20 protein-coding genes are annotated in these 25920 nt (G+C 69.5%); 10 read left to right on the plus strand and 10 right to left on the minus strand.

Annotation, left to right across the window (positions count from 1 at the left end):
- The first annotated feature begins 65 nt into the window (after positions 1-65).
- Both ACFYY1_RS28400 and ACFYY1_RS28405 read left to right on the plus strand, forming a co-directional pair.
- The gene (locus ACFYY1_RS28400; RefSeq protein ID WP_388590652.1) at positions 66-407 is read left to right on the plus strand and encodes a DUF5713 family protein; all 342 of its coding nucleotides are present in this window, start codon (positions 66-68) and stop codon (positions 405-407) included.
- A 191-nt stretch (positions 408-598) separates the two neighbouring features.
- The gene (locus tag ACFYY1_RS28405) at positions 599-1165 is read left to right on the plus strand and encodes an O-methyltransferase (RefSeq protein ID WP_388590752.1); all 567 of its coding nucleotides are present in this window, start codon (positions 599-601) and stop codon (positions 1163-1165) included.
- 24 nt (positions 1166-1189) lie between these two features.
- Here the strand turns inward: ACFYY1_RS28405 and ACFYY1_RS28410 are convergent, their stop codons facing one another.
- Entirely contained in the window at positions 1190-1786 is a 597-nt protein-coding gene (locus ACFYY1_RS28410) for a CGNR zinc finger domain-containing protein (protein WP_388590654.1), read from the minus strand.
- 38 nt (positions 1787-1824) lie between these two features.
- Here ACFYY1_RS28410 and ACFYY1_RS28415 point away from each other — a divergent pair, with 38 nt between their 5' ends.
- Positions 1825-3027 (plus strand): MFS transporter, encoded by a 1203-nt coding sequence (locus ACFYY1_RS28415; RefSeq protein ID WP_388590656.1) that lies wholly within the window; start codon positions 1825-1827, stop codon positions 3025-3027.
- Positions 3028-3161: 134 nt separating this feature from the next.
- Here the strand turns inward: ACFYY1_RS28415 and ACFYY1_RS28420 are convergent, their stop codons facing one another.
- Genes ACFYY1_RS28420 through ACFYY1_RS28430 form a run of 3 tightly spaced genes read right to left on the minus strand, consistent with a single transcriptional unit; the run spans position 3162 to position 9292 of the window.
- Complete coding sequence (locus tag ACFYY1_RS28420; RefSeq protein WP_388590657.1) at positions 3162-3818, minus strand: hypothetical protein; 657 nt, start codon at positions 3816-3818, stop codon at positions 3162-3164.
- Positions 3815-4261: a hypothetical protein gene (locus tag ACFYY1_RS28425; RefSeq protein WP_388590658.1), complete on the minus strand. Its 447-nt coding sequence runs from the start codon at positions 4259-4261 to the stop codon at positions 3815-3817. The genes ACFYY1_RS28420 and ACFYY1_RS28425 overlap by 4 nt, the downstream gene beginning before the upstream one ends.
- Positions 4262-4306: 45 nt before the next feature.
- Positions 4307-9292, minus strand: coding sequence for a CHAT domain-containing protein (locus tag ACFYY1_RS28430; RefSeq protein WP_388590659.1), 4986 nt, complete (start codon positions 9290-9292; stop codon positions 4307-4309).
- Between the two features lie 379 nt (positions 9293-9671).
- On the opposite strand from ACFYY1_RS28430, the gene ACFYY1_RS28435 reads away from it, so the two are divergent.
- Positions 9672-10271 carry a DinB family protein gene (locus tag ACFYY1_RS28435; RefSeq protein ID WP_388590661.1) on the plus strand — a complete coding sequence of 200 codons (600 nt, stop codon included), beginning with the start codon at positions 9672-9674 and terminating at the stop codon, positions 10269-10271.
- Positions 10272-10347: 76 nt separating this feature from the next.
- Here ACFYY1_RS28435 and ACFYY1_RS28440 read toward each other — a convergent pair whose 3' ends face one another.
- The 5 genes from ACFYY1_RS28440 to ACFYY1_RS28460 all read right to left on the minus strand — a co-directional run bounded on the left by ACFYY1_RS28440 (position 10348) and on the right by ACFYY1_RS28460 (position 17416).
- Complete coding sequence (locus ACFYY1_RS28440; RefSeq protein WP_388590753.1) at positions 10348-10860, minus strand: DUF402 domain-containing protein; 513 nt, start codon at positions 10858-10860, stop codon at positions 10348-10350.
- Between the two features lie 73 nt (positions 10861-10933).
- On the minus strand, positions 10934-13363 hold the full coding sequence (locus tag ACFYY1_RS28445) for a glycoside hydrolase family 2 protein (protein ID WP_388590663.1): 2430 nt from the start codon (positions 13361-13363) through the stop codon (positions 10934-10936).
- A 292-nt stretch (positions 13364-13655) separates the two neighbouring features.
- The gene (locus ACFYY1_RS28450) at positions 13656-14690 is read right to left on the minus strand and encodes a LacI family DNA-binding transcriptional regulator (protein ID WP_388590664.1); all 1035 of its coding nucleotides are present in this window, start codon (positions 14688-14690) and stop codon (positions 13656-13658) included.
- Positions 14691-14807: 117 nt separating this feature from the next.
- Positions 14808-16397: a right-handed parallel beta-helix repeat-containing protein gene (locus ACFYY1_RS28455; protein ID WP_388590666.1), complete on the minus strand. Its 1590-nt coding sequence runs from the start codon at positions 16395-16397 to the stop codon at positions 14808-14810.
- Between the two features lie 215 nt (positions 16398-16612).
- Positions 16613-17416 carry an endonuclease/exonuclease/phosphatase family protein gene (locus ACFYY1_RS28460; RefSeq protein WP_388590668.1) on the minus strand — a complete coding sequence of 268 codons (804 nt, stop codon included), beginning with the start codon at positions 17414-17416 and terminating at the stop codon, positions 16613-16615.
- A 301-nt stretch (positions 17417-17717) separates the two neighbouring features.
- On the opposite strand from ACFYY1_RS28460, the gene ACFYY1_RS28465 reads away from it, so the two are divergent.
- From ACFYY1_RS28465 to ACFYY1_RS28485, 5 genes are all read left to right on the plus strand, one after another.
- On the plus strand, positions 17718-18905 hold the full coding sequence (locus ACFYY1_RS28465) for an ROK family protein (RefSeq protein ID WP_388590670.1): 1188 nt from the start codon (positions 17718-17720) through the stop codon (positions 18903-18905).
- A gap of 115 nt (positions 18906-19020) precedes the next feature.
- Positions 19021-20358 (plus strand): extracellular solute-binding protein, encoded by a 1338-nt coding sequence (locus ACFYY1_RS28470; protein WP_388590672.1) that lies wholly within the window; start codon positions 19021-19023, stop codon positions 20356-20358.
- Entirely contained in the window at positions 20345-21364 is a 1020-nt protein-coding gene (locus tag ACFYY1_RS28475; protein WP_388590673.1) for a carbohydrate ABC transporter permease, read from the plus strand. The genes ACFYY1_RS28470 and ACFYY1_RS28475 overlap by 14 nt, the downstream gene beginning before the upstream one ends.
- Complete coding sequence (locus ACFYY1_RS28480) at positions 21361-22221, plus strand: carbohydrate ABC transporter permease (RefSeq protein WP_388590675.1); 861 nt, start codon at positions 21361-21363, stop codon at positions 22219-22221. The genes ACFYY1_RS28475 and ACFYY1_RS28480 overlap by 4 nt, the downstream gene beginning before the upstream one ends.
- Before the next feature lie 8 nt (positions 22222-22229).
- A complete protein-coding gene (locus ACFYY1_RS28485) occupies positions 22230-23870 on the plus strand; it encodes a beta-N-acetylhexosaminidase (protein WP_388590677.1) in 1641 nt (546 codons plus the stop codon).
- Between the two features lie 209 nt (positions 23871-24079).
- Here the strand turns inward: ACFYY1_RS28485 and ACFYY1_RS28490 are convergent, their stop codons facing one another.
- Positions 24080-25612 (minus strand): MFS transporter, encoded by a 1533-nt coding sequence (locus ACFYY1_RS28490; protein WP_388590679.1) that lies wholly within the window; start codon positions 25610-25612, stop codon positions 24080-24082.
- A gap of 64 nt (positions 25613-25676) precedes the next feature.
- On the opposite strand from ACFYY1_RS28490, the gene ACFYY1_RS28495 reads away from it, so the two are divergent.
- Positions 25677-25847 (plus strand): contact-dependent growth inhibition system immunity protein, encoded by a 171-nt coding sequence (locus ACFYY1_RS28495; protein ID WP_388590681.1) that lies wholly within the window; start codon positions 25677-25679, stop codon positions 25845-25847.
- The last annotated feature ends 73 nt before the right edge of the window (positions 25848-25920 follow it).

Consider the following 25920-nt stretch of genomic DNA (forward strand, 5'->3'; position numbering starts at 1 on the left):
GTGCCGGGCCTGTCAGTGGTGTGGTGCATGATCGGCGTGTTGGCTCTTCGAGGAGATGGGGCACCATGCCGATCACAAACCAGAAGGTGACTGAACACACCTTTCTGCAGCCGCTGTACGCGGACGACTACTTTCCGGATCACGTCCTGGACAAGGGCACGGCGATTCTGCTGAACCTGTGCGAGCGGATCGAGGCGGAGCACCCTGCGGATCTCCAGACCCTGTACGCGCTCACGGAGGCGGCGACGGAGCAGTTCAATCTGCTGGAGGCCGAGTTCGAGGCGGCAGGCAGCGAGATCGAGACCGTCGCGCGTGAGGAGATAGCCGAGGGCTTCTGGTTCGTGGCGTCGGCCTACGGATTCCCGGACGCAGACGTGGAGGAGCTGATCGCCGTCAGGGACTGGTGAGTCGGTGAGCGGTGGGCGATGAACGGACGGTCGGGGCGACGCGCCTCGTCGGGCCATGGCACGCCGCGAGAGGCAGGTCGACGCCCTCGCGCCGCGAACCTGGCCGACGCAAGCCCGATGACGAGGAACACCGTGTGACCGTCTTCGTCGGCGGATATGGTCATGTTTCATTCCGGGCAAGGGAAGTGATCATGACAGGACGTGCCCTTCCGCCTCGTGTGGTGGCTGCAGAACGGGTCGCCTCCGAGGCGGGATTCAAGAAGAGTTGCATCCCGGAGGTGGGCCGGCTCCTCAGGCTGGCAGCTGCTTCGAAACCCGACGGGGTCATCGCGGAGAGCGGCACCGGATCCGGAGTGGGAACTGCCTGGCTGCACAGTGGTCTTGGCGCTGCCGCACGCCTGGTCACCGTGGAGCGCGATGAGGACCTGGCCCGCCGTGCGGCCGCCGTCTTCGCGGACGACACGCGCGTCAGCGTTCTCATGGGGGATTGGCGGCTGCTTGAGCAGCACGCCCCCTTTGACGTCTTCTTCTGCGACGGCGGGGGCAAGCGTGATGACCCGCAGCGGGTCGTCGAGCAGCTCGCTCCGGGTGGCCTCCTCATCCTGGACGACTTCACCCCCTCGCCCCATTGGCCGCCTCGTTTCGAGGGTGAAGTGGATGAACTTCGCCTGTTCTACCTCACTCATCCCGACCTGGACGCCACCGAGGTGCTCACAACACCAGGGAGTTCAGTGGTTGTCGGCACGCGCCGCGCGTAGCGATGAAGAGAAGCGAGGTCTTGCCTACTCGGTCTCGCCCGACTGCTCGCCGGAGCGGGAGCGTCGGTGGGCTGAGACTCGTTCGCGGGTTGCACACCGGCGGGAGCAGTAGCGGCGTTCCGGGCCGCTGCCCTGCGTGACGAAAACGTTCCGACAGCTGGACGATGCGCAGATCCTGCCGGGCGGGCGTTGGTGGTCCCAGACGAGAACAGCCAGGGCCATGCAGGACGAGGCGAGGAGCCATTCGTCCCAGGGGGCGTCGTCCGTGTCGTCGAGATGGGGGTGCCAGGGGGAGCTGCCGCCGTGCGAAGTGAGGCGGAGAGGTCCGGTGTGTTCCTCCAGGAGCCGATTGAGGCGGGCGGCCGCTCCGTCGGCGGTCTCGGCGCTGAAGACTTCCCGCAGTGCGGCGGCAGCCGCACGCATCGCGGCGACATCGCCAGTGGTGAGCTCTATGTCACCCACCTCGCCGTATGAGCGGAGCACGTCGGCGACGTCGCCCGGTTCGGGGCGGTCGGTATCGAGAACGTTGATCAGGGCAGCGGTCCGCCGAGCCACGGCCCGTACGGAGTGCCGGGTGGACCAGTCGTCGGTAGGGGAGGACACCCTGGCAATGTAACGCATGTTGTCTGGTTCTGAGTTACCCCCGTAACGTGTTGCCCATGGAATCGCGTTACTCGCTCCGTTCCTACCTCGGCGGAGCAGCGGCGGCTCGGGCCGGGGACGAGATGTCAGGACCGGCGCTGATGCTGGCCGGGTTCACGCTGGCCGGATCGACCACCGACGCTTCGTCGCTGCTTGCGGGCATCACGATCTCCGCCGCCGTAGGAGGGCCGCTGCTCGGGGCGCTCCTCGACAGAGCGGAGCGACCGGGCCGGCTGCTGGCCGGCGCCCTTGGCCTGTACGCGGCCGGCCTGGGAGCGATCCTCGTGGGGCTCGGCCGTCTACCGTTCACCGTCACCATCCTGATCGCAGTTCTGACGGGGCTGCTGGGGCCGGCCCTGTCGGGCGGATGGACGGCCCAGCTCCCTCGGGTGGTCCCGGGTGACGGGCTGCCCCGTGCGAACGCGCTCGATGCCATGATGTTCAGTGCGGCGAGTCTGGCCGGTCCGGCTCTCGCGGGCGGCCTGGCGGAGGTACAGGGGGCGCCGACGGCCGTAGTGGTCTCCGTAGGACTCATCGTTTCGGCGCTGCCCGGCGCCTGGTTCCTTCCGGCCCGTCACAGTCGGGGGCGAGGCACTCGGAAGACTTCGGTGATCAGTGACCTCGCTGCCGGAATCCGGGTCGTCACGGGGAAGCCGCCGCTGGCCCGGGCGACCCTCACCTCGGTCGTCTCCTGCGTGGCGCAAGGCATGTTGATGGCCTGCACGGTGCTCCTCGGTGAGCGTGTCCTGGGCGGAGCCGGTCGCGGCGCGATGCTGCTCTCCTGCGCGGCGGTCTCCGCCCTCGTCGCCAACGCCGTACTTGCGAGGTTTCCGCGCTCACTCGCCCCCGACACGATCATCTGGGCCAGTGCCCTTGTCCAGGCTGCCGCGTTGGCCCTGGCCACGGCGGAGCGACCAGCGCCGGTGATCGTGGCCGTACTGCTGATCGGGATCGGTGAAGGCCCCCAGCTCGCCGCCTTGTTCGCGATCCGTCACCGGGAAGCGCCGGACCACCTGCGTGGCCAGATCTTCACCACCGGCGCAAGCTTGAAGATCACCGGGTTCGCCCTGGGAGCTTCGGTCGCCGGGCCGGTCGCGAGCTGGTCCCTTCGAGGTGCCCTGACCCTCGCGGCGAGTGTGGCGGCCCTTGCGGCACTGGCCTTTTTCGTCATCCCGTCGCGCAGCGACGTCGGTCCGGCGGCCCCGCCGGTGACCCGGTGATCGTTCTCCTGCCCGCCACCAGTGGGCTGGTGGCGGGGGCGCGGCGCACCCCTCGTACCGGCCGTCACCCGGGAAGATCGCCGAGTGTCCCGGGACCGGTCGGGCAGACGGCCGAGACCCTCGGACGCGCTTGGCTAACAGCGCGCCACGACAAGCAGGTTGGTGACTTTCTCCATCGGCACGACGACGGCTTTCACCGTTCCGCCCACTTGGATCCGCACCTTTCCGCCATCAGCGCTCTTCAGCTTCCCGCACGTCGATGTCCCGTCATGCTTGACCTTCACGTACGCCGCCGGATCCGAGCCCGCTTCCGGGGCCCACCAGGTCGCGGTGATGCCCAGGAGGAAGCACACCAGCGCTGCGGCGACGATGGTCCGGCCCCGCCTCAGCCGGGCCGCTGCGGCGTCGGCCAGGGCGATCTGGTAGGCCGCGACCGATGCGTGGCGGCGGTGGATGTCCGCCAGCGTCACCATGCCCTCCCGGGTGCCGGCCTGCGCCGCGAGGGCCTGCCACAGTCCCGCCAGGGAGAGGGCGATGCCGCCGCCGATGAGGAGGGTGACCGCGATGCGCCAGTCGGTGGTGAGCTGGGCCGTCGTGTCGCGGCCCTTGAGTACGGCTCCGGCGGTGACCAGCGTGACGAAGGCGGCAAGGCCGTTGCGCCAGGCCTCCGCGTTGGCGCGCACCGCCGGCAGCGAGGCTTCGGCCAGCGCGGAGAATCGGTCGCGCTCGGTCAGATCCGTGGGCGTCGGCGGGCGCGCCGGCTTGCGGGGCCTCAGGGGCGTCCCGGTCATGACTGTCCGCCGGCCGGATCCGGAGCGGGGTCGGCGGTCAGCTCGATACGGAAGCTGACACCGCAGCCGCCCACGGCGTTCGGCTCCGTGGCCTCGGATGCTTCGGCAGGGTGCGTGGTCCCGCACGAGCAGGTGACGTCCAGAACGACCAGGTCGCCGTGACCGTACGTGCGAGCAGGCTCCACCAGCCCCGTGCCGCCGGCTCCCTGGACACCCGTACGGCTTCCGCCGATCCCGCTGGTGACCGCCGTCAGCGGACGGCGGTCGGTGAAGTGGTGCGCACAGCGCGGGCACGTACCTTCGACAACGGCCGAGGAGACGTTGTCACTCGTCATCACCACCGCTGCGAGGGCACCCGACTCCAGCAACTCGAAGGCGACCTCCGTCCAGTGGTAGTCCGAGGTCTGTTCATAGGGGATCGGGGGCTGGGGCTGATGGGGCATGGTCACCTCTGTGGACGGAACCGCGAATTTCGTCTGCGGAGCGGGTCAGGATCCGAAGTGGGCGTACGACGCCCAGCTCACGGGTTCGGTGGGATCGCTGTCGCGCAGTGCGCGAACGGCTCGGTGAAGTGCGACGGCGGGCTCCGTACCGCTGTCGGTCGACGTCAACTCCTTGTAGAAGTGGTCCGACACGACCGCGGCCGAGGCGTCACCCACCGGCCAGCTGGTGGCGACGATGTGCCGGAATCCGGTCAGCTGCATCGCCGCCGCGAGGTGGATCGCCTCGTCCGCGAGCTCGGGTACACCCGTGGCGGTCTGGCATGCCGACAGGTACGCCAGCTCGGCGTGGGCGAGGTCCAGGTCCGCGATGTCCGCGATCGACAGCGGACCGTCGCCGAGGCTGAAGGCGCTCGCCGCCGGATCGGAGGGGTCCTGGGCCGCGTGGCAGGCGAAGTGGATCCGGTCGCAGTGCGGGAGCTCGTCGAGGACGGCCCGCCGGGTCGCGGCCGTCCCGACCAGGCTCACTACCTCGGTCGCGTTCGCCACGTACTGCCGCAGGCCGGCCAGCTCGTCGGCGACCGCCGGCAACGCGGGCAGCCCGGGGGTCTCCGGCAATGCGATCGCCAGGTGCCGCCGCACCGCGGGCTCCGAGCGCCGTACCCGGCTCCGGGACAGCGCGGCCAGCGTCGGCGTGTAGGAGGAGACCACCAGGTCCGCGGTCCACACACCGCCGGAGCCCGTTGCCGACCCGTGGCGGGGATGGTGGCCCGCGGCGTGCAGCGGCAGCATGCTGAGCAACCCCACCGGACACCACCACAGACGTGGCGGCGCAGCGGCCGTCCGACCGGAACGCGGATGAGCGGCGTGCCCGAGCCGAGCCAGGATCGGCTCCACGATGCTGTCCCACAGCCAGCCGAGGACGTCGTGGCCGACGTGCCGGGCCCGCTCGCGGGCCAGGAACGGCACGTTCGGCTCGGTCTGGGTTTCGGTGGCGGACAGCAGGTCCGAGACCTTGCCGGACACATCGCGGATCGAGACCGAGGGGAGCGCCACCACCTCGGGCGCAGGCGTGTCATGGCGGACGATCAGTGCATGACATCCGTAGCGGCTGACATTCACGACGACCACCGGACCGTCCGTGGCCGCGTTCTTCAACTCGGTGTACGGCGTGGGCCCGAGGAAGTGCTCGAACCCTTCGACCTGGCGGACCCGCTCGACCGTCTCGTCCCATTCCCGGGCGAGATCCCGGCGGCGCTCGCCGGCCTCCGCGGAGAACCGCGCCCCCCGACCCCTGCCGGCCGGACCGATCAGCTGGTGCGGCTCGCCCACTGGAGAGAACTCGTCGGCGGAGGAGAACCCGCCGATGGAGGAGAGCTCGCCGGGGAAGCGCTCGCCCGCGGGCGAGAAGGTGTCGAGCCGGGCACGCAGTGCGGTGAGCCGCGTGGCCAGCTCGGGGTGGGAGCCGGCCAGTTCGCTGAGGTCACTGCGGAGGTGCAGTGCCTGAGTCCAGATGACCGACCTGCTCTGTTCGAGCATTTCGACCGCGGTCGAAAGCTGCCCGGCGGCCACGGCGGCCCCCGCGGCCTCGGAGGCGAGCCCCGACCACCCGCGAAGGGTGTCGCTGCGCACCCCGGCCCGCATCCCGTGCCAGGCGACGGTGGGCAGGCGCCGGACCGCGAGCCCGTAGTCCACGACCGCCCCCTCGATGTCGCCCTCCCGCGCCGCGAGCCGGGCGGCGCGGACCGCACACCGCATGGCCATGTCCGGGTCGCCGTACGGATCCCGGGCGGCCTCGCGCCAGCACGACAGGGTGGATTCCAGATCGGCGCGGTTCCCGGCGACGCCGTGGCGCTGCTCCAGGATCCTCCCCAGTGACCACAGCCATTCGCCCCGGCGGGCGTCTCCCGCCCCCGTGACCTCGACGGCTCGCCTCGCGGTGGCGACCGCCTGGTCCAGCAAGGCCGCGTCCCGTCCGGTCCGGGCGGCCGTCGTCAGTGCCACGGCGCGGTTCCGGAGTATGAGGCCGTAATCGGAGGAGCCGGGGTGGACCGCGTCGATCATCCGCTTGCTCACCCGCAGCATCTCCGCGACATCCGCGGGGTCGGGAGCACCGGAGAGATCGACCCGCATGCGCAGCAGCCAGGAGAGGGTGGACAGCGGCCTGCTGACGAAATCCCCGTGCTCCGGGAAATCCTGCTCCGCCTCGGCGGCCAGGGCGATCGCCTCGTCCAGGACAGCGCGGTCACCGGTCCGGTGGAAGACCTGAGAGAGCGCGTTCGCCAGTCCGACGGCGGCGATCGACCGCAGCACAGGATCCCGGGCCGCATCCTGGAGCGAGGTCCGGAGGGCTTCGACCGCCGCATGCATGTCCAGGTCGTCGCCGAGGTGTGCGTACCGGACCCGCAGCGCCATCCCCAGACTGTAGAAGTCCCGGGCGCGCGACGAGGCGCCGGACGACCGTGCACCTGCCACTTCGCGCAGCTCGATCACGGACCGGTCGAAGTCCGCCGACGACCCGGTGAGCACGGCCCGCACCTGGACGAAGACGGCGTGGTTGTGGAGTACGGACGGGCGTCCGCGGTCGCCGTCGGGGAGTTCCGCAAGTGCCGTCCCCAGGGTCGAGATCGCCTCGTCGAGGTCGGTGGCATCGCCGGTCTTCTCGTAGCGGGCGAACAGTGCCGACGCGAGGCGGGAAAGCACGGAGACGGACCGGTTCTCGTCCGCGGCGTCGAGCTCCGCCGCCTCCCGCCCGGCGGCCACCGCCGCGTCCAGGTCAGCCGGGTCCATCGTGTAGTGGAACCGCCATTCGAGGACCTTGGCCAGTTCGCTCAGACTCGCCGGCCGGCAGTCCGGTGCCGGAAGACCGCCGGACACCGCGTCGCGGATCACGGCGACGACGCGCTCCAGGTCGTCCGGGTTGCGGCGATCGTCGTAACGGAGCCGAAGAGCGAGCGTCAGCTTCGGCAGATGGTCCGCCCGGTCATCAGCGGTGGGGAGCACGGTACGGAACGCCTGCTCATGGGCCTCGATCGCGGCATCGAGGTCGCTTGCGTCGCCGTCCCTCAGGAACCTGCTGACCAAGGTGTCCCCGAGGTTCGACAGGTAGGTGCTGTACTGCGGATCGTCCGGTTCCGCAGTGGCGACCATGTCCCTCAGCACATCGATGGCTTCGGCGCCGTCCGCCGCGGAGCCCGTGACCCGGAACCGGATGGCGAGCGCCATCGCGAGGCAGCCCCGACGGATCTCGCGGTCGGTTTCATCGGCTGCGGTCCGTGGCGCGAGCAGTCCGGCCAGGTCGACGAGGGTGTCCATGGCGTCGAGTTCGGCTGTACTGCGCGACCGCATGGAGAACCGGGCGTTGTCGAGTTCGAGCCCGATGTTGACCGAGCGATCGGCCTCGTCGGTCCGGTTGTCGAGGCCGACGGCGACCCGTAACAGCGTCCCGGCCATCTGCCCGAACGCGGGACGCGCGGTGGCGAGGCACGCCCGGGCGGCATCGAACACCCGGTCCAGGTCGGCCCGGTCCCCGGAGTGCTCGAAGCGCCTCTGAAGGGCGTCCAGTCTGCCGGCGAGTCGCAGACCTCGCTCCGCATGGCCGGCCGGCGTCGCTGCGGTGACGGCCGACCAGAGGCCGATCGCTTCGTCCAGATACGGCAGTTCACGTCCGCTGTCGTAACAGGCGATGGCCGCGTTCAGGAGGTTCGAGTACGTGATGATCCCGTCCTCGCCCTCGTCCAGGGAGGTCGACGCGACCGCGAGACGCCCGACGCGCACCGACTCCCACAGATCTGCGACGTCCCCACCGTGTTCGAACCTGCGGCGCAGCCGATAGCAGAGATCGGACTGGGCCCGGACCCGCGAGGCACTGCCCTCCGGCGCCTCGCGGACCGCGGCCTCGCACGTACGGACGCTCTCCTCCAGATCGGCCGGGTCGCCCGTGCTGTCGAACCGGCGGTGCAGGGCGTCGCCGAGGTCCACGAGGAAGTCTGCTCTCCGGGCGTCGTCCCCCGGAATCCCGCCGAGCGTCGTCCGCCAAAGGACGACCGCTTCGTCGAGATCGGCCCGCTCCCCGGACTTCGCGTGCCGGGCCCGGAGACTCTTGTCGAGCGCCGTGAGAACGGACCCGTAGTCCGTGTCGGAACTGTCGGCCGTGACGCAGGCGAGCCGTCCCCACCGCACGGCCGCGTCGAAGTCGGCGATGGAGTCCGTCGCCTCGGCCAGATGCCGGTGCGACCGCCCGAGCCGCTGATACCGCAGCCAGAGGAACTGGTCGCCGGGCGGTGTGCCGGCGACCGAATCCTCCAGGGCCCGGATGGCCTCTTCGAGGCATGCCCGGTCGCCGGTCCGTTCGTGCACGACCAGCAGCGAATCGGCCAGCAGTGACTGCCTGCGTGCCCGGTCCCTGCCCGGCGACGAGAGGCCGACGGCCTCCCGGCGGGCCACCACGACGTTCCGTGCGTCCGCCACGTCCCCGGACGCCCGATGACGCTCGTGGTACGCCCGCCCCAGCCGCCCGAGGGCGAGTATCCGGCCCGCGGGGTCCTCGGGCGCTGTGCGAAGAGCCCACAGAATGCGATCGATCGCCAGGTCGAGAGGACCGAGGCCGGTGCCGTCCGAGAGGGAGAGCAACCTGTCGGCGGACTCGACCGCCCAGCGCAGGCGGTGGGTTCCGTCCGTCGCGAGGATCCCGACCGGTTCCGCCACATCGGCGGGGACCAGTTCCGGCGCGGTCCGACGCAGCCCGAGGAAGAACCCGATGGCGTTGTCGGCTTCGACCTGCCCGGCGGTGGTACCGGACACCACGCCTCGCCAGAAGCGGAACAGGGCCGACTCCGCCGCCGCCGTCATGTTGAGTTCCGGCTCCCCGCCACGGCCGACGCGGACCGCGGCGGCCATGGCCGCCGCGTGCTCGTCCTCCGCCTGCGGATCGGTCAGGTGCCGAGGGTCCCCCGACTCCCGGAAGAGGCTGATTCTTTGGCGGATGGCCGAGGCCGGGTCCGGCACGGAACGGGACGCTGGATCCTCTGACATCGCTTCAGGCTACTGAAAACACACTCTCAAGTACTTCGGTCCGACAATTTCGTGATCACGGGATGGGGTCGCCACCTGCCGCGGACCTGGCAGCGGACCCGTGGGAGGGCGCAGAGAGCCGCCCGATCTCCGAGGCGTCACTCCTGCTCGTGGCACCGACGGGCGAGATGGACCGTGACGTCGGCGGTGATCTCGACCGTCTCAGGCAGAACCTGCATGATCTGGCTGAATGCCTGCTTCCGCTCCACGGCCGACAGTACCCCGCCCCCGACCGCAGGGGCCCCGGACACCTCGTTCCGGCAGTGCGGCCGGTCAGGGCCCGCTGACGATGCCGTCCCATGGAGCCCGGTTGTCAGAGGTGGATGCGAGACTGCTCGGCATGATCGAACCCAATCCGAAAGCAGACCTGCTCCGCTACCTGCAAGACGGGCGTGACGCCCTGCTGTGGAAGCTCAATGGGCTCTCGGAATACGAGATCCGTCGCCCGCTGACCCCCACGGGCACGAACCTGTTGGGGCTGGTCAAGCATGTCGCCGGCGTGGAACTGGGGTACTTCGGCGACACGTTCGGGCGGCCGTTCTTCAATGAGGAGCCGCCGTCGTGGTGGTACACGCAGGACGCGGAACCCAACTCGGACATGTGGGCCACGGCAGACGAGTCGCGCGAAGACATAGTCGGCCTGTATCACCAGGCGTGGGAGCACTCCGACCGCACGATCGAGGCGCTGGCACTCGACGCGATCGGTCACGTCCCGTGGTGGCCGAGTGAACGACGCGAGGTGACACTGCACCACATCCTGGTGCGCGTGATCGCCGATACCCAGCGGCACGCCGGCCACGCCGACATCGTGCGCGAGCTCATCGACGGAAGTGTCGGCCACACGCAGGGCAAGGACAGCCTGCCACCGGGCGATCAGGCATGGTGGGCGAACCACCGGCGCCGGCTGGAGGACGTGGCACGAGAAGCCGGCGACAGCTGACTCGCCCCTGCTTCACCGTGCGCGGTGCATCACAGGGCAAGTCGGTGCCCCGGACGACGGAGGAGATCGCAGGAGGTCAGAGGAGGCCGAGCCAGTAGCGGCACGCCGAGGCGAAGGGTTCGACGCTGTTCCCCTCGCGACGGCAGACCTCCATCAACCACTCGCACGTCTGCCGGGCCTTGCTGATGAGACCTGCGGGATAGCCGTAGCTCACTCGATGTTCGGCGAACTCGTCCTCGTCCTCGACATGGGCTTCGCCGCCACGGGTCCGCACGACATCGAGATCGAGGTCCACGATGCGCAGGACGGCCCCGTTCGGGCTCCACTCGGGCGCCGTGCACACGTCGCAGTAGATCTCGGGGCCCGGGTCCGAGCAGAACGTGGCTGTCCACCACTCACCGCGAGGTACCAACGTCACGTAGGAGAACCGGCTTGTCCAGCCGCCCTCGGCCGAACAGACGGGGACACCCTGCGCCGTGCCCAACCACACCCCGTGCTCGTCTTCACCCAGCCGGACAGCGGTCCACCGCGCGCTCAGGCTGCCGTCGTATTTCCGGATGTCGACCAGCACGGAGGTGCACTTTGCCATCACACCAAGAGGCTTCCCCGACAGCGCTGTCGAAATGCCGGCGGGCTGCTTTCCGGCCCGGCGGACGGGGCGCTCATTCCCCTCCCACGCTGAACAGGGCATCACGCGCCGTGGCCACGTCGGGGTCGGTCCAGCCCCTGACCGCGACCCGTGCCTCCTCGCCGGGGAGAAGTGTGATCAAGCCGCGGTCCGCCACGGCGTCGGGCCCCAGCCGGTCGGGCTGGAGCAGGAGATCGCGCACCAGCGTCCGGGCCGTGACGACGATGTCGACTGCGTCGGGTACGCTCCCGGCTCCCGCACCGGCTTCGATGCCGGTTTCCGGATCGAGACGGACGTCGTACTGCGGCACCGGGTAGGCGAACTCCTTGTCGAGCACGGGGAAATACACCGCCCGGAGTCCATCGGCATCGGCCACCAGGAATTCCCTGGAGGAGCCCTCTTCCGGCAGCAACGGGCTCGTCACCGTCAGTCTGGTGACCGTCCGCGGGCCCGCCTCAAGCTCCACCGACGCCTCGTGCAACACGGTTCCCTCCACGTCGAGCCGACGCAGGTGGACCGTCGTGCGCCAGTCGGAGCCGGACTGATTGTCGAGGGCGAGTACGGGACCGTCATCTGTCGGGACGAGGGAGAGCAGCCGGTCCGCGTAGAGCCGCCGCAGCTCGTGGTACAGCGGCTTGAGACGGCCGTCGCCGTCGATGGCCGCCCACGAGCTGACCGGCCAGCAGTCGTTGAGCTGCCAGAGAACGGTGCCCGCACACACCGGCCAACTCGCCCGCCAGTGCTCGATGCCCGCGGCGACGGCGCGTGCCTGGACGACCTGTGCCAGGAAGTGCCACCGGTCGAAGTTCCCTTCGGGCAGGCCGAAGTGACGCTCGATGCCCCGGTTCAGTTTGCTGTTGCCGTCCTGTGCCTTCTGGTGGTGCAGCATGCCGGGGGAGTCGGGAGCGAGCCGCTCGCCGGGCAGGGCACGGTGGAGCGTCGCGAGGGCAGGGGGAGCCTGCCAGCCGAACTCGGCGCAGAAGCGGGGCACGTCTGCCCGGTACTCGGCGTAGTCCTGACGGTTCCACACCTCCCACGAGTGATGGGTGCCGTGCCGGGGATCGTTGGGATGGTGGTCCCACGACCCGGACCAGGGGCTGCCCGCCGTGTACGGGCGGGTCGGGTCCAGCTCGGCGACGATCCTGGGCAGCAGTCCGAGGTAGTAGCCCTCGCCCCAGGAATTGCCGGCCAGCGGCCGCTCCCAGTCCCAGTCCCGGAACCCCCAGAGGTTCTCGTTGTTGCCGTTCCACAACACCAGACTCGCGTGCGGCATCAGCCGGATAACGTTGTCACGCGCCTCTGCTTCGACCTCTCCGCGCAGTGGCTGCTCCTCCGGGTAGGCGGCGCAGGCGAAGGGGAAGTCCTGCCAGACCATGAGACCCAGCTCGTCGCACACGTCGTAGAAAGCGTGGTCCTCGTAGATGCCTCCGCCCCAGATACGGACCAGGTCGACATTGGCCTCGGCGGCCCGGGCCAGTCGTTTCCGGTAGCGCTCGGGCGTGACCCGGGAGGGCAGGACGTCGTCGGGGATCCAGTTGACCCCGCGCGCGAAGATCCGTACGCCGTTGACGACGAAGGTGAAGCCGGTGCCGTGGGAATCCGCCGATCGGTCGACTTCGACCGTGCGGAAACCGATGCGGCGCGTCCAGGCGTCGAGCCGCTCACCTCGCTCGTCGAGCAGCGTCACGTCGAGGTCGTACAACGGCTGGTCGCCGTATCCCCGCGGCCACCACAGCGCGGGGTCCTCCACGCTCAGGCACAGCACCGTGCCGTCGCCCTCGAACGCGATCTCCGCCTCGGTGCCGGCGACGGTGGCGCGGAGGGTCAGCCGACGGCCGGCGCCGTTCGCGGTGCGCTCCGTGCGTACCCGCAGCTCGACACGACCGGTGGAGCCGTCGACCGAGACGAGGGGGCGGACCTCGGCGAGACGGGCGGTGGACCAGTGTTCCAGGCGCACCGGACGCCACATCCCGGCGGTCACGACGGTCGGGCCCCAGTCCCAGCCGAAGCTGCACGCCATCTTGCGGATGTACTGGAAGGGTTCAGGGTAGGCGTTCGGGCGTTCTGCGGTCAGGGCGCGGACGCGGTCCGCCTCGTCGTAGGCCGATGCGAATCGCACTTCGAGCGGCCCCGACCGCCCCGTGACGTCGAAGCGGTGGACGCGGTGCATGTTGCGCGTGGTGCCGAGGCCTTCGCCGGCGAGGACGACCTCGGCGGCGGTGTCGAGCCCCTCGAAGACCAGCTCGGCCCGCTCGTGGTCGCTGCTGTGGTGCAGCTCGCTCACGTAGGACCACGCCCGCCGTCCCACCCAGGCGATCCCGGTCTCGTTGTCGCCGACGAAAGGATCGGGGATGACCTGGGCGGCGAGCAGATCGGTGTGGACACAGCCGGGGACACGGGCGGGCAGCAGCGCGTCCTCGTGGCGCAGGCTCCAGCCCTCGTTCAGCTGGGTGACGTCCTTCATGGTGTGCGGCTCCAATCGCCTGGCAGCTGATGGATGCGTGGTCGGGGCGATGCGGTTGACCGGCCGGGTGATCAGCCCACTGTCCGCCCGTGAACCGGTGAAGTCCAGAAGGTCTCACGAACAGTTGTCAACAGAGCGCGCAGCCCCTGATTTGTGTCGTGCCTGGCAAGTGGTGGTTACGGATGAACATGGCCCGACGAGCATGAACTTTACCGGTTCAGGTCCAACTGGCATAGTGTCGCCGCCCGGTGGGACTGCCGCCGATGCGCGCCGGTCCCGGCCGGATCTCCGCTCAGCGAGGGTGCGACACGTCGCTCGGGGGCGGGCCGGTACTGCCCCGGGGGACGAAGCCGGCGCAACCCACGTGGACGTTCCCCACCTCGTCACCGGCGACGAGGGACAGGAGCGCGCTTGCCGCGCGTGCACCGTAGGCCGGAATGTCACGGGTGACCACCGAGAGCACGGGGCGGACCACCTGGGTGAGCGGGGACTCGTCCCATGCCACGACTGAAAGGTCGGTGGGGACGGAGAGGTTGAGTTCCTGGGCCACCGAGAGCGCAGCGACGGCCATGATGTCGTTGTCGAAGACGATCGCCGTGGGACGCACGGGCGAGATCATCAGGCTCCGTGCCGCTCGCGCACCTTCGTCGCCCGTGTAGTCGGTGTGGATCACGGTCGCCTCGGCGATCCCGGCCTTCTGACAGGCCGCGCTCAGGGCCGCGTCCCGCACCGCCGTGTGCGCCAGGCCGGCGGGCCCGGCCACGCGTGCGATCCGGCGATGGCCGAGTGCCGCCAGGTAGCGGACGATCTCGTGGACGCTCTCGCCGTCGTCCGACCAGATCGCGGGGAGTGTGCCCGTCGCGTGGGGCGGCCCGACGGCGACCGCGGGCAGGTCGAGCGCGTCGATGGCGGCAGGGCGGGGGTCGTCGGTCTGCAGGTCCATCAGGAGGACGCCGTCGATGCGCCGTTCGCCCCACCAGCGTCGGCACAGTTCGATCTCGCTCTCCTGCGAGGCGACCATCTGCAGCATCAGTGCGTACGAGCGTTCGACGAGGACGCTCTCCACCCCACTGATGAACTCCATGAAGAACGGCTCGACGCCCAGCGTCCGGGCGGGGCGCCGCACAGCGAGACCCACTGCCTGCGCCCGACCGCCGGTGAGAGCGCGGGCGGCGCTGTTGGGACGCCAGCCCAGCTCCTCGGCGATGTTCTTGATCGACGCGCGGGTGGTCGCGGAGACGCCCGGCAGGTCGTTGAGCGCGTACGAGACCGCCACTTTGGAGACACCGGCGCGGCGTGCGATGTCCGCCATGGTCGGCCGCTTCACACGCCGCTCCTGTTCTGCGCCGAGCTGTTCATCGTGGGGAGAGTCTGGGGGAGACCATATCGCTCGGCCGGGCGGCCTCACCGCGATTCTCGCGGGAGGCTGCCCGGCCGGAAGCTGTTACGCGGCGCTGCCGGCGGTGGTCGTCGGCAGGATCGGCTCCATGGTTCCGGGGCCCTGGTAGGCGCCCATGTTCGGCGGGCTGCCGACCGGGTTGCCGTACAGGTCCCGGTCAGGAGAGCCCGGGACGGGGGTGCCCGCGCGCAGGGCGGGGGAGCCGGGGCGCAGGCGCAGACCCAGGGGCAGGGCGCCGGTGGGGTCGGTGAGCAGCGGGTCGGCGGTGGTGCCGCCGGGGTTCGCGGGCGTGCCGGCCGTGTTCACCAGGTCGTTGTGGGAGAGGGTGACGCCGCCGCTCCTCAGGTTGAAGGATGCGGTGCCGGAGCCTTCCTTGACCACGATGTTGTTGTCGAACGCGATTTCGTGCTTCTCGGTCGTGTTCTCGTTGACGACGGTCTGGCTGACGCCCTCGCCGACGTAGATCGTGTTGTTGTGGAAGCGGACGTCATCGAAGGAGCCGCGGCAGGTCTCGATGCCGCGGAAGTGGTCGTTGCGGCTGACGTTGTAGCGGATGACCGCGTTGGCGAGCTTGCCGGTGGCGGTGCAGACGAGGAAGAATCCGCCCGCGTTGTCGTGGCTGACGTTGTACTGGAAGACGGTGCCGAAGGTGCCCTCGTCGACGTCGTACGCCATGCCGTCGCGGGTGGTCTCGCCGCCGGACACCTCGTTGTACTGGAAGACGGTGTTGTCGGCGTTCCACGGCCACATGCCCGCGTTGTAGCCGGCCGAGCGGCGCTGAAAGCCGTCGAGGCGGTTGTGCTCGACCAGGGTGCCGTCGGTCGCGGTGATGACGATGCCGTCGCCGCCGAGGTCCGCCAGGGTGTTCCCGCGCACCACGACGCGGGTGGAGGGCAGGTAGGCGGGCCCGTTCGGGTCGTAATCGCCGTGCACCGGACGGTTGTTCCAGGTGGAGGCGAAGTAGATGCCTTCACGGTCGACGGTGCGGACGGTGTTGCCGGAGACGACCACGTCGTCGAACTTGGTCGGCACGGTGGAGCCGGTCACCGAGAACAGGATGCCGGCCGAGCCTTCGGTGCCCTTGGTGTCGTCGCCGAGGATGTCGTGGATGTCGAGGCCGGTCAGGCGGTAGTGGGTGCCGGTGCCGTAGTCCTGGAGCTGGACCCGTACTCCTCGCTTGTTCCGGCCGGGGTTGCCGGAGTTGGTGATCTCCAGGTTGCTCGCCTCGACCCACTGGGTGTTCTTCAGCAGCAGGGTCTCGGCGTTGCCGCCGCCGTCGATGACCGGTTTCGCGCCCTGTCCGTACGCCCCGATCACCATCGGCCGGCCCGGCTGGCCCGTCCCGCGCGGAGCCAGGGTGCCCGTGCAGCGGCTGCCGCGCTTGAGCAGGATCGAGCTGCCGGCCCTCAGGTCCAGGCCGTTGACCTGGTCCAGGGTCCTCCAGGGTCGGCTGCGGGAGCCGTTCTCCACTCCGGAAGCGGCCCCGCAGTCGACGTACTGGACCTGCCGGGAACTGTCGCGAGGGGCATTCGCCGCTGAGGCGGCCGGCGCCGTGGACACTGCCAGTGCGACGGCGACGAGCGCCGCGCCCGCCGTGCGTACGGCCTCGGAGCGGCGTGGCAAGGGTATGTTCATCTGTCTCCGCTTTCCTTGAGTTGCTCACCCGCCGCGCTCGGAAGCGGGCGGCCGGGCGTGGGGTTTCGGTTCGCACGAAGCGGCGTCGCACAGCGAGGCGGCCGCACGGAAGACGTCACCACCTGACCCGGCGGCCGGTCCCGCAACTGCGGTGACGAGTCGGCCGCCGCTGTATCCACAGCTTTGGATTCGCTGCGGTGAAAGGTGGGCCCGCGCTACCGGATGCTGAGTTCGACCCGCAGCGGCCGGTGGTCGGAGATCGCCACGTCCAGGACCTGGGCCTGTCGGGCCTCGACCCCCTGTGAGGCGAACACGTAGTCGATGCGTTCCGACGGATTCACCGAGTCGTACGTGAACCCGTTCCCCTTCCCGGCCACCGGCCAGGTGTCGGTGAGCCGTTTGGTCACCGCGGCGATCTCCTCGCTGTCCGGCGTCGCGTTGAGGTCGCCCACCAGCACCGTGGGAAGCCGGGAGGCGTTCACGATCGTGTTGATCGCTGCCACCTGCGTGTGCCGCTCGGTCTGCGAGGTGTGCTCCAGATGCGTGTTCAGGAAGCGGAACTTCTTGCCGCGCACCAGGAGGTCGGCCTCCAGCAGACCCCGCTGCTCGCCCGTCTCCGAACGGGGCAGGAGCGTGTTGTGGGAGTTCACGATCGGGAAGCGCGACAGGATCGCTGTCCCGTACTGGCGTCGCGGGTCGCCCGGCTTCTCCGGGTCCAGGTCCAGGTTCGTTCCGTAGGCCAGGTGAAAGTCCAGTCGCTCCGCGAGCCACTCCGCCTGGTCGACGAAGTCGCTGCGCGAGGCGAAGTGCCGGTCCACCTCCTGCAGGCCGATCACATCGGCCCCCGACTGCCGTACTGCCTGGGCTACATGATTCAGGTTCAGAACATCGTCCGGATCGGCGCCGTGGTGGATGTTGAACGTCATCACCGTCACGTCACGTCCGGGCACCGATGCCGAGGACGCCGAGACCGAAGCCGACGCCGGCCCGGTGGAGGCCAGAGCCGTCGCAGCGGTCAACGCCGCCACCATGATCAATGCACATCTGTCCCACGTACGAGACACACCACACCTCCGAATGGCACAGGAAACGAACGCCAACTCACGGCGCTCCGAGGGTGGTTGAACATAACCGCACTCAGTCAAACACTCAACTGGTGAATCATGTTGATATGCCTGAGTTTCAATTCGATGACTCAATGGTCCGGTATGGGTGGTGCGGATTTTGATCGTGCGGACCTCTTGACGTCATGGCCCCTCGCCTCCAACATATCCAAAGTCCTTTAATTAAAGGGGCTTTACTTACCCGGAGGGGAACTCTGTGGCTGAGTCGTTCCTGCCGCCGACCGACCCCCGCCGCCGTGGCGAACGCGGTCTGGCGCGGGTGTCCGCCCGCCGGCGGCCGCCCGCGCGGACCAAGGCGAGCACGCTCGACAGCAGGATCCACAACCGCGCGCTGGTTCTGGCGACGCTGTACCACCAGGGCGCGATGAGCAGATCGGAGATCGCACGGACCCTGGGGCTCACCGCCCCCACGGTGTCCGCGCTCATCGCCGAACTGGAGGGCGACGGGCTCGTCGTCGACACCGGTCCCCGCAAGGGTGGTCGGCTGGGCAAGCCGGCCAGTGTGATGCGGATCGACGACGACGCCGCCCACATCCTCACCGTGGACCTGTCGGGCAGCGAGTACTTCAGCGGCGCGGTCCTCAACCTGCGCGGTGACGTGGTCCGGCGTGCCCGTGTGCGGTACGGCGACATCCTCGGAGAACGTGCCATCGAACTGGTATTTGAGCTTGTCGGCGAACTGATGGACCTCGCGCCACGGCGCATACTCGGCATCGGGGTCGGCTCGCCCGGCATCGTCGGCGACGCCGGAGTCATCCATCACGCAGCCCATCTGGGCTGGAGCGAACTGCCGCTCGCCGCACAGCTCTCCGAACGATTCGGTGTGCCGGCCTATGTCGGCAACGACGTGAACATCGCCGCGCTGGCCGTGCTGCACTTCCGGAACGCCAAGACGCAGAACCTCGTGGTCATCACGATCGAGCACGGAGTGGGCGCGGGCCTGATCGTGGGCGGTGAACTCGTCGAGGGAGAGCAGTTCGCCGCCGGTGAGATCGGGCACGTGACGGTCGACGAAGACGGTGATCCGTGCGTCTGCGGACATCGCGGATGCCTGGAGCCACTGATCGACGCGGCCGAACTGCGCATGCGTCTGGCCGGCCGTGACCCGTCCGAACACGACGCCGTGCTCGCCGACGCGGGCCGGGCACTGGGCTCCGTCCTCGCCCCGATCAGCAGTGTGCTCAACCTCAACGAGATCGCCCTGCTGGGCCCGCCGGACCTTGTCGAGGGCTCCTTCCTCGACTCCGCGGCCGCGGTGATCCGGGCACGTACCTACGCGCCCATCAGCGCGTCACTGACCATGCGGTCGTTCGCCGGCGACTCGGACCTGATCCTGCTCGGCGGGGCCAGCATCGTCCTCTCCGGCGAGCTGGGCGTGTGGTGAGACACGAGCCCGTGCCCGGCCGCTGCCGGCCCCGCTCCTCTTCCTCTTCCTCTTCTCGGAAGCCGCTCTTCTCAGAACCGCTTCCTCCAAGACCCCCTTTTCTCCAGGAGTTTCCATGACACGTAAAGGCATGCGGTACAGCGCACTTGTGGCCGTCGCCCTCACCGCGGCCCTCGGCGCGAGTGCCTGTTCGGGGTCGGCGGGCAGGGACTCGGGCGGCGACTCGAAGCCCCGGGCGGTCCCCGTCGTCAAGGGTGAGGGAAAGACCCTGACCGTGTGGGTGATGGACGGTGACTACTCCGACGCCACGCTCAAGGCGGTGAACGACCGGTTCACCGAGCAGACCGGGGCCAAGGCGAAGGTGGAGGTCCAGAACTGGGACGGCATCACCACCAAGATCACCACCGCGCTCGCGACGTCGACCCCGCCGGACGTCATCGACATAGGCAACACGCAGGTGGCGAGCTTCGCCGCCAGCGGAGGGCTGATGGACCTCACCCCGTACACCAAAGATCTCAGGCAGGGCCAGTCCTGGCTGGCCGGCCTCGAAGAGCCCGCGACGGTGGACGGACGGCTGTACGCCGTACCCTCGTTCGCCGGCGCCCGCGCGGTGATCTACAACAAGAAGATCTGGGCCAAGGCCGGTGTGAAGACCGTCCCCACCACCTTCGATGAACTGACCGGTGCCCTGCGCAAGATCCGCGCCGACAACCCCGCCCCCGACTTCTCCCCCTTCTACCTGCCGGGCCGGTACTGGCACACCGGCGTGCAGTTCGTGTGGGACGCTGGCGGCGACATCGCGGCGAAGCAGGGCTCCACCTGGAAGGGGACGCTCGGCACCGAAGCGGCGCGGCGCGGGCTGAACGAGTACAAGCAGTTCCAGAACGAGTTCTCCGCACCGTCCACGCGCACCATCGACACGCTCAACCCCGACCAGACCCGGGTATTCGCGGACGGCAAGGCGTCGGCGATGAGCGCGACCAACGCCACGATCGCCCTCATCAAGAAGGCCAACCCCGCCTTCAAGGAATCCGATCTCGGCACCTTCCCGTTCCCGGGCAGGTCCGGCAAGTCCCAGCCCGTGATGCTCGGCGGCTCCGACTGGGGCATCGCCGCCAAGAGCGCCAACTCGGACCTCGCGCTGCAGTGGGTGAAGATCGCGACCGCGCCGGACGTGCAGAAGCAGTGGATCGCCGGCAACGACGGCTGGATCCCGAACAGCGCGGGGGCGGTCAAGGCGGCCCGAGGCGAGGCCGAACCCCTGTTCCGGGGGTTCTTCGACGCGGCTCTGCGGTCCAAGGCCACCCCGGCTGCCGCCGACTGGGCGGCAGTGGAGGGGAACAAGGACATCGACAAGGTGTTCTCGTCCATCGCCTCCGGGACCAGGAACGCGAAGCAGGCGGCCGACACCTTCGACGAGACAGCGGGCAAGGTACTCAATGCCCAGCACTGAGCAGACCGTGCGGGGCAACCCGAAGGCGGTCTTCCCGCCTTCCACGTCCGGTCCCGCGGCCGGGGCCCGGCCCCGGCGCCCCGGCCGTGCCGGACCACGCACCGCATCCGCACGGCACCGTGGACCGTGGGTGGCGTGGTCGCTGCTGACCCCCGCCGGGCTGGTGATGCTGGCCGTCACCGTCGCGCCGATCGCCTTCCTCGTCTACGCGTCGTTCACCGACTACGACCAACGCTCCCTGTTCACCGGCGCGTTCGATGTCGTCGGGACCCGGCAGTACACCGACCTCCTGGCGCAGTCGGAGTTCTGGGACGCCCTGACCCGGACCGTCGCGTTCACCGCCGCGATGGTGGCGGGAAGCATGGCAGTGGGAGCAGGCGTCGCCCAGCTCCTCACCCGGCTGGGGGCGGCCATGCGCATGACCGTCACCATTGTCCTCATCCTCGCCTGGGCGATGCCGACGGTCGCCTCCTCCCTCGTGTGGAAGTGGCTCTTCCAGCCCGGATACGGCGTGGTCAACTGGCTGCTCACCCAGACCGGCCTGTTCGGCGACATGACCAACACCGACTGGTCCAACAGCGCACCCCTGGCCTATCTGTCCATCTGGCTGCTCATCGTCTGGCAGGCCGTACCGTTCATCGCGCTCACCCTGTACGCGGCGCTGAGCCAGATGCCGTCCGAGCTGCAGGAGGCCGCCCGGCTCGACGGGGCCGGCGAGTGGCGTCTGTGGTGGTCGGTCACCCTGCCGTTCCTGCGGCCGACACTGACACTGGTGACCCTGATGTCGGTGATCTGGGACTTCAACGTGTTCAACCAGATCTGGCTCATCTCGGCCGGAGGGCCCGACTCCGCGACAACGACGCTGGGGGTCTTCGCCTACCAGACCGCCTTCGTGGCCTTCCGCGTCGGTCAGGGCGCGGCACTGTCCGTCGTCACGACCGTCATGCTGCTCGCCGTCACCGCCCTGTACATCCGACGCCTGCTGCGCTCCGGGGAGGACCTGTGACCACGCTCCGTACGCGCGGTGCCCGCTCCACGGCGGCCCGGGGCCGGCTGCTCAGCAACACCCTGGCCATCGTGTTCTGTCTCGTGTGGCTGTTCCCAGTCTACTGGATGGTCAACACCGCGCTCAAGCCCCGCTCCGAGGCGATGACGGCGACGCCGCAGTTCTGGCCGAGCTCGCCCACCCTGCACAACTTCGACGTCGCGCTCAACCGGACGGGGTTCTGGACGAACCTGTGGAACAGCCTGCTCGTGGTCGGCGGAACTGTGCTCGTTGCCGTTGTGCTCGGCATGTTCGCGGCAGCCGCGGTCTCGCGGTTCCGGTTCCGTGGCCGGCGCACCGTCATGGTCGCGATCCTCGTGGCGCAGATGCTGCCGGGGACAGCCCTGCTCATCCCCACCTTCCTGGTCTTCAACGAGGCAGGGCTGCTGGGCACCTACACGGGTCTGATACTCGCCTACCTCGCCCTGGCACTGCCGTTCTCGATCTGGGTGATGCGGGGATTCTTCGCGGCCATTCCCGTCGAGGTGGAGGAAGCCGCCCGCCTGGACGGAGCGTCGACCTGGCAAGTGCTCTGGAAGATCCTCTTCCCACTGGTGCTGCCGGGCGTCATCGCGTCGAGCATCTTCGCGTTCATCGCCGCCTGGAACGACTACCTGATCGCCTACACGTTCATGAAGGACCGGGGCCAGTACACCCTGCCGGTGTGGCTGGCATCCTTCACCAACCCCGCCAGCGGGACGGACTACAGCGCGCAGATGGCCGGCTCGGTCATCTTCTCCCTCCCGGTGGTCGTGTTCTTCCTCCTCATTCAGCGCAAGTTGGTCTCCGGCATGTCAGCCGGAGCAGTGAAAGGATGACTCGCTCGATGCTCCTCCCTCGCCCCGTATCAGTGCACATCGACAACGGCGAGTTCGTCCTCGACGCTTCGACCGCGATCACCGCCGCGCCGGAGCTGCGCTCCACTGCCCGTTGGCTCCAGTCGGTCCTGCGGCCCTCCACCGGCCTGGACCTGCCGCTCCTGCCGCCCTCGTCCCCTCCGCCTCTCCGGTCCGAGGCGCGACACGTGATCGACCTGAGGCTGGGCGAGGGCCTGGGCCCGGAGGCGTACCGGCTCCGGGTGACCTCCGGCGGCGTCCTCATCGAAGGCGGCGACCGTGCCGGCGTCTTCTACGGATGCCAGAGCCTGCTCCAGTTGCTGCCTGCCGAGGTCCACCGCCGTGCCGAGACGACCGGGGTGCGGTGGGCGATGCCCGTTGTACGCATCGAGGACGCGCCGCGCTTCGCCTGGCGCGGCACGATGCTGGACGTGGCACGGCACTTCATGCCCAAGCACGACGTGCTGCGCTTCCTCGACCTGATGGCCATGCACCGCCTCAACACCCTGCATCTGCACCTCACCGACGACCAGGGCTGGCGGGTGGAGATTCTGCGCCACCCGAAACTCACGGAGATCGGCGCCTGGCGGCGCGAGTCCCCGCTCGGGGCGTCCCCCGACGCGCCCGGGGACGGGCGGCCGCACGGCGGCTTCTACACCCAGGACGACATCCGCGAGATCGTCGGCTATGCGGAACAGCGGCACATCACCGTCGTCCCCGAGATCGACATACCCGGGCACTCCCAGGCCGCGATCGCGGCCTATCCCGAACTCGGAGTCGGCGGTGGGCAGTCGGAGGTCTGGACGCGGTGGGGTGTCAACCCCCGGGTTCTCAACACGGAGGAGTCGACCGTCGGCTTCTTCCGCGACGTCCTCGACGAGATCATGGATCTCTTCCCCGGCCCGGTCATCGGAGTCGGCGGCGACGAGTGCCCCACGACCGAGTGGCGCGAGGACGCGCGCAGCCAGGAGTTGATGCGCGAACGCGGGCTGAGCCACGAGAACGAGCTGCGGTCCTGGTTCGTGCGGCAACTCGGCTCGCACGTCACCTCGCGCGGGCGACAGCTCCTCGGCTGGGACGACCTGCTGGAGGACGAGGTCCCGGCGGGAACCGTCGTCGCCTCGTGGCGTGGCATGACCGGTGCCGTCACCGCGGCGCGCAGGGGACTGCAGGTGATCGCCTGCCCGGACGACCAGGTGTATCTCGATTACCGGCAGTCCGAACGGTCCGACGAACCGATCCCCGTTGCCGTGCCCGTCACGGTGGAAACGGCGTACGGATTCGACCCGGTGCCGCCCGAGCTGACCGACGCGGAGCGGGCGCATGTCCTGGGCGGCCAGGCCAACATCTGGACCGAGCACATGGACTCACCACGGACCGTCGACTACTTCGCGTTCCCCCGCCTGTGCGCCGTCGCCGAGGCGCTGTGGACGACCGGTGACCGCCGGTACGAGGAGTTCCGCGGCCGTCTGGACCGTCACCTGGCCCGTCTGGACGCCGTCGGTGTCGAGTACCGCCGCGAGACCGGCCCCCTGCCGTGGCAGACCCGTCCGGGCATCGAGGGACGACCGTCGACGCCCGCCGAGCGGGAGGCGTTCATCGACGAGCTCGTGGCCGACATCAAGTCCTAGCCGCGATCAAGTCCAGGTCGCGCGCTTTCGCGATGCGGGCTGTGCCGTGGGTGGAGGCGGGCTGTTCCGTGAGTGATGGTGATCAGAACCGCAGCCCCTGATCCCGACGGCCGCCGTCAGCTGCGGGCATGCCTGCACCCGATGGCGGCCGTCGGCCGGCACGTGCCGCCGCCCACGGCCGTCGGCCGGTGCGGGCGGTCACGGACCGGTCAGTGGGCGTTCTCGGTGGGCCGGATGCCTCGCGGGATCCAGGCCCAGACCGCGGCGGCGGCGACCAGGGCCAGGGCGGACCCGACGGCGAAGGCCGGGGTCATGCCGTGGGTGAAGGCGCGGGCGACCTGGTCCAGGAGCGAGGCGCCGTGGGCGCCGCCGAGCTCCTGGGCGGCGTGGGCTCCCTCACCGACCGAGTTGTGTGCCGCGGCCGGCGCGGAGGTGGGCAGGCTGCTTCGGTACAGGGCTCCGGCCAGCGAGCCGAGGGATGCCACGCCGAGGGCGGCGCCGAGTTCGTAGCAGGTCTCCTCGATCGCGGCCGCACCGCTGACGTGCTCGTTGGGAGTGGCGGCCATCAGGGTGACCGAAGCCACCGTCGTGGCGAGCCCGGCGCCGAAACCGATCAGCGCGAGGGCAGCCGCCATGACGGGGTAGCCGACGTGGTCGTCACCGTCCTGCGCCAGCCAGGGCAGGACCAGCCCCGCAGCCATCAGGACCAGGCCGGACGTGATGACATGGCGGATCGGAAGGGCGCGCATGAGAGCCGGGGCGAGCAGGGACGTGACCACCAGGGCCAGCGGTGCGGGCAGTACCCGCAGCCCCGCCTGGAGGGGCGAGTAGCCCTGTGCGTACTGGAACCACTGAGTGAGCAGGAACAGCACCGCACCGAGCGCGACCATGCCCAGGAAGAGGACCGTGGCCGAGACGCTGAAGGCACGACTGGCGAACAGGCGCACATGCAGCAGAGGGTGGGCCAGCCGCAACTGACGGCGCACGAACAGTGTCAGGACGAAGGCGGCGATCGCCAGCATCAGCCAAGGCAGGGGAGTGGTGAGCCCGCTCTTGCCGAGCTGCTTGATACCGGCGGCAAGGGCGATCATGCCGACGATGGACTGGGCGACGCCGGTCCAGTCCCAGCGCCCGGCGCGCGGCGCGAACGACTCGGGCAGCAGCCAGGCGCCGAGGGCGATGACGGTGAGCGCGATGGGGATGTTGAGCAGGAACGCCGACTGCCAGCCGTAGTCCTCGACCAGGAGTCCTCCCACGACCGGCCCCAGTGCCATGCCGCCTCCCATGACCGCCGCCCACACCGCGTACGCGAGCGCCCGCTCGCGGGCGTCGGTGAAGACGTGCCGCAGGATCGACAGCGTGGTCGGCATGATCATGGCACCCCCGACACCGAGCAGCGCGCGGGCGGCGATCACGTGCCATGCCTCGGTGGCGGCCACCGCGCCCAGCGAGGCCGCGGCGAACAGCGCGAAGCCGACCAGCAGGAGCCGCTTGCGGCCCCATCGGTCGCCCAGTGCTCCGGCGGTCACCAGCAACCCGGACAGGGCGAGTGCGTACACATCGATGATCCACAACTGCTCCACGGCGCCCGGCTGAAGATCGGCGACCAGTGACGGGAAGGCGACGTTGAGGATCGTGGTGTCCATGGCGATCAGCAGCAGGCTGCCGGAGAGGATCGCCAGGACGACCCAGCGGCGCGCGTGCACACGGTCTGCGACCGGGGCCACGGCGAGGCGGGACATTGAGACTCCAGAAGGTTGAGTAAGACGTTCAAGTCTTAAATGAGACACCAATGTATCATTGCTGGTGGACCTGCGCATCCTCATTTCGCAGCAGGTGGCACTGCCCCACGTCCTTCCACTCGAAGTGCACGTGCTGCTCCAGGAGCTGCTGCTGGACGCCTCCCTCTGCGAGGGCGACCTGCAGCTCACTGCCATCGGCGTCCCTGCTTCAGCCGGGCCCCGCTGCCAGACCTGAATGTGAGGCTGCGCGCCGTGATCACTGCGCTGCCGAGGACGGCGGTCGCCGGCCTGTCGGGCGGTGGAGCCGA

The sequence above is a fragment of the Streptomyces sp. NPDC001890 genome (assembly GCF_042891445.1).
Lineage (GTDB): Bacteria > Actinomycetota > Actinomycetes > Streptomycetales > Streptomycetaceae > Streptomyces.

What these genes read in the sequence shown, in the direction of transcription:
- ACFYY1_RS28410 (WP_388590654.1), bottom strand. Translation starts at nt 1,786, where the DNA reads ATGCGTTACATTGCCAGGGTGTCCTCCCCTACCGACGACTGGTCCACC.
- ACFYY1_RS28445 (WP_388590663.1), bottom strand. Translation starts at nt 13,363, where the DNA reads ATGAAGGACGTCACCCAGCTGAACGAGGGCTGGAGCCTGCGCCACGAG.
- ACFYY1_RS28405 (WP_388590752.1), top strand. Translation starts at nt 599, where the DNA reads ATGACAGGACGTGCCCTTCCGCCTCGTGTGGTGGCTGCAGAACGGGTC.
- ACFYY1_RS28470 (WP_388590672.1), top strand. Translation starts at nt 19,021, where the DNA reads ATGACACGTAAAGGCATGCGGTACAGCGCACTTGTGGCCGTCGCCCTC.
- ACFYY1_RS28430 (WP_388590659.1), bottom strand. Translation starts at nt 9,292, where the DNA reads ATGTCAGAGGATCCAGCGTCCCGTTCCGTGCCGGACCCGGCCTCGGCC.
- ACFYY1_RS28415 (WP_388590656.1), top strand. Translation starts at nt 1,825, where the DNA reads ATGGAATCGCGTTACTCGCTCCGTTCCTACCTCGGCGGAGCAGCGGCG.
- ACFYY1_RS28425 (WP_388590658.1), bottom strand. Translation starts at nt 4,261, where the DNA reads ATGCCCCATCAGCCCCAGCCCCCGATCCCCTATGAACAGACCTCGGAC.
- ACFYY1_RS28490 (WP_388590679.1), bottom strand. Translation starts at nt 25,612, where the DNA reads ATGTCCCGCCTCGCCGTGGCCCCGGTCGCAGACCGTGTGCACGCGCGC.
- ACFYY1_RS28420 (WP_388590657.1), bottom strand. Translation starts at nt 3,818, where the DNA reads ATGACCGGGACGCCCCTGAGGCCCCGCAAGCCGGCGCGCCCGCCGACG.
- ACFYY1_RS28400 (WP_388590652.1), top strand. Translation starts at nt 66, where the DNA reads ATGCCGATCACAAACCAGAAGGTGACTGAACACACCTTTCTGCAGCCG.
- ACFYY1_RS28435 (WP_388590661.1), top strand. Translation starts at nt 9,672, where the DNA reads ATGATCGAACCCAATCCGAAAGCAGACCTGCTCCGCTACCTGCAAGAC.
- ACFYY1_RS28475 (WP_388590673.1), top strand. Translation starts at nt 20,345, where the DNA reads ATGCCCAGCACTGAGCAGACCGTGCGGGGCAACCCGAAGGCGGTCTTC.
- ACFYY1_RS28455 (WP_388590666.1), bottom strand. Translation starts at nt 16,397, where the DNA reads ATGAACATACCCTTGCCACGCCGCTCCGAGGCCGTACGCACGGCGGGC.
- ACFYY1_RS28440 (WP_388590753.1), bottom strand. Translation starts at nt 10,860, where the DNA reads ATGGCAAAGTGCACCTCCGTGCTGGTCGACATCCGGAAATACGACGGC.
- ACFYY1_RS28485 (WP_388590677.1), top strand. Translation starts at nt 22,230, where the DNA reads ATGCTCCTCCCTCGCCCCGTATCAGTGCACATCGACAACGGCGAGTTC.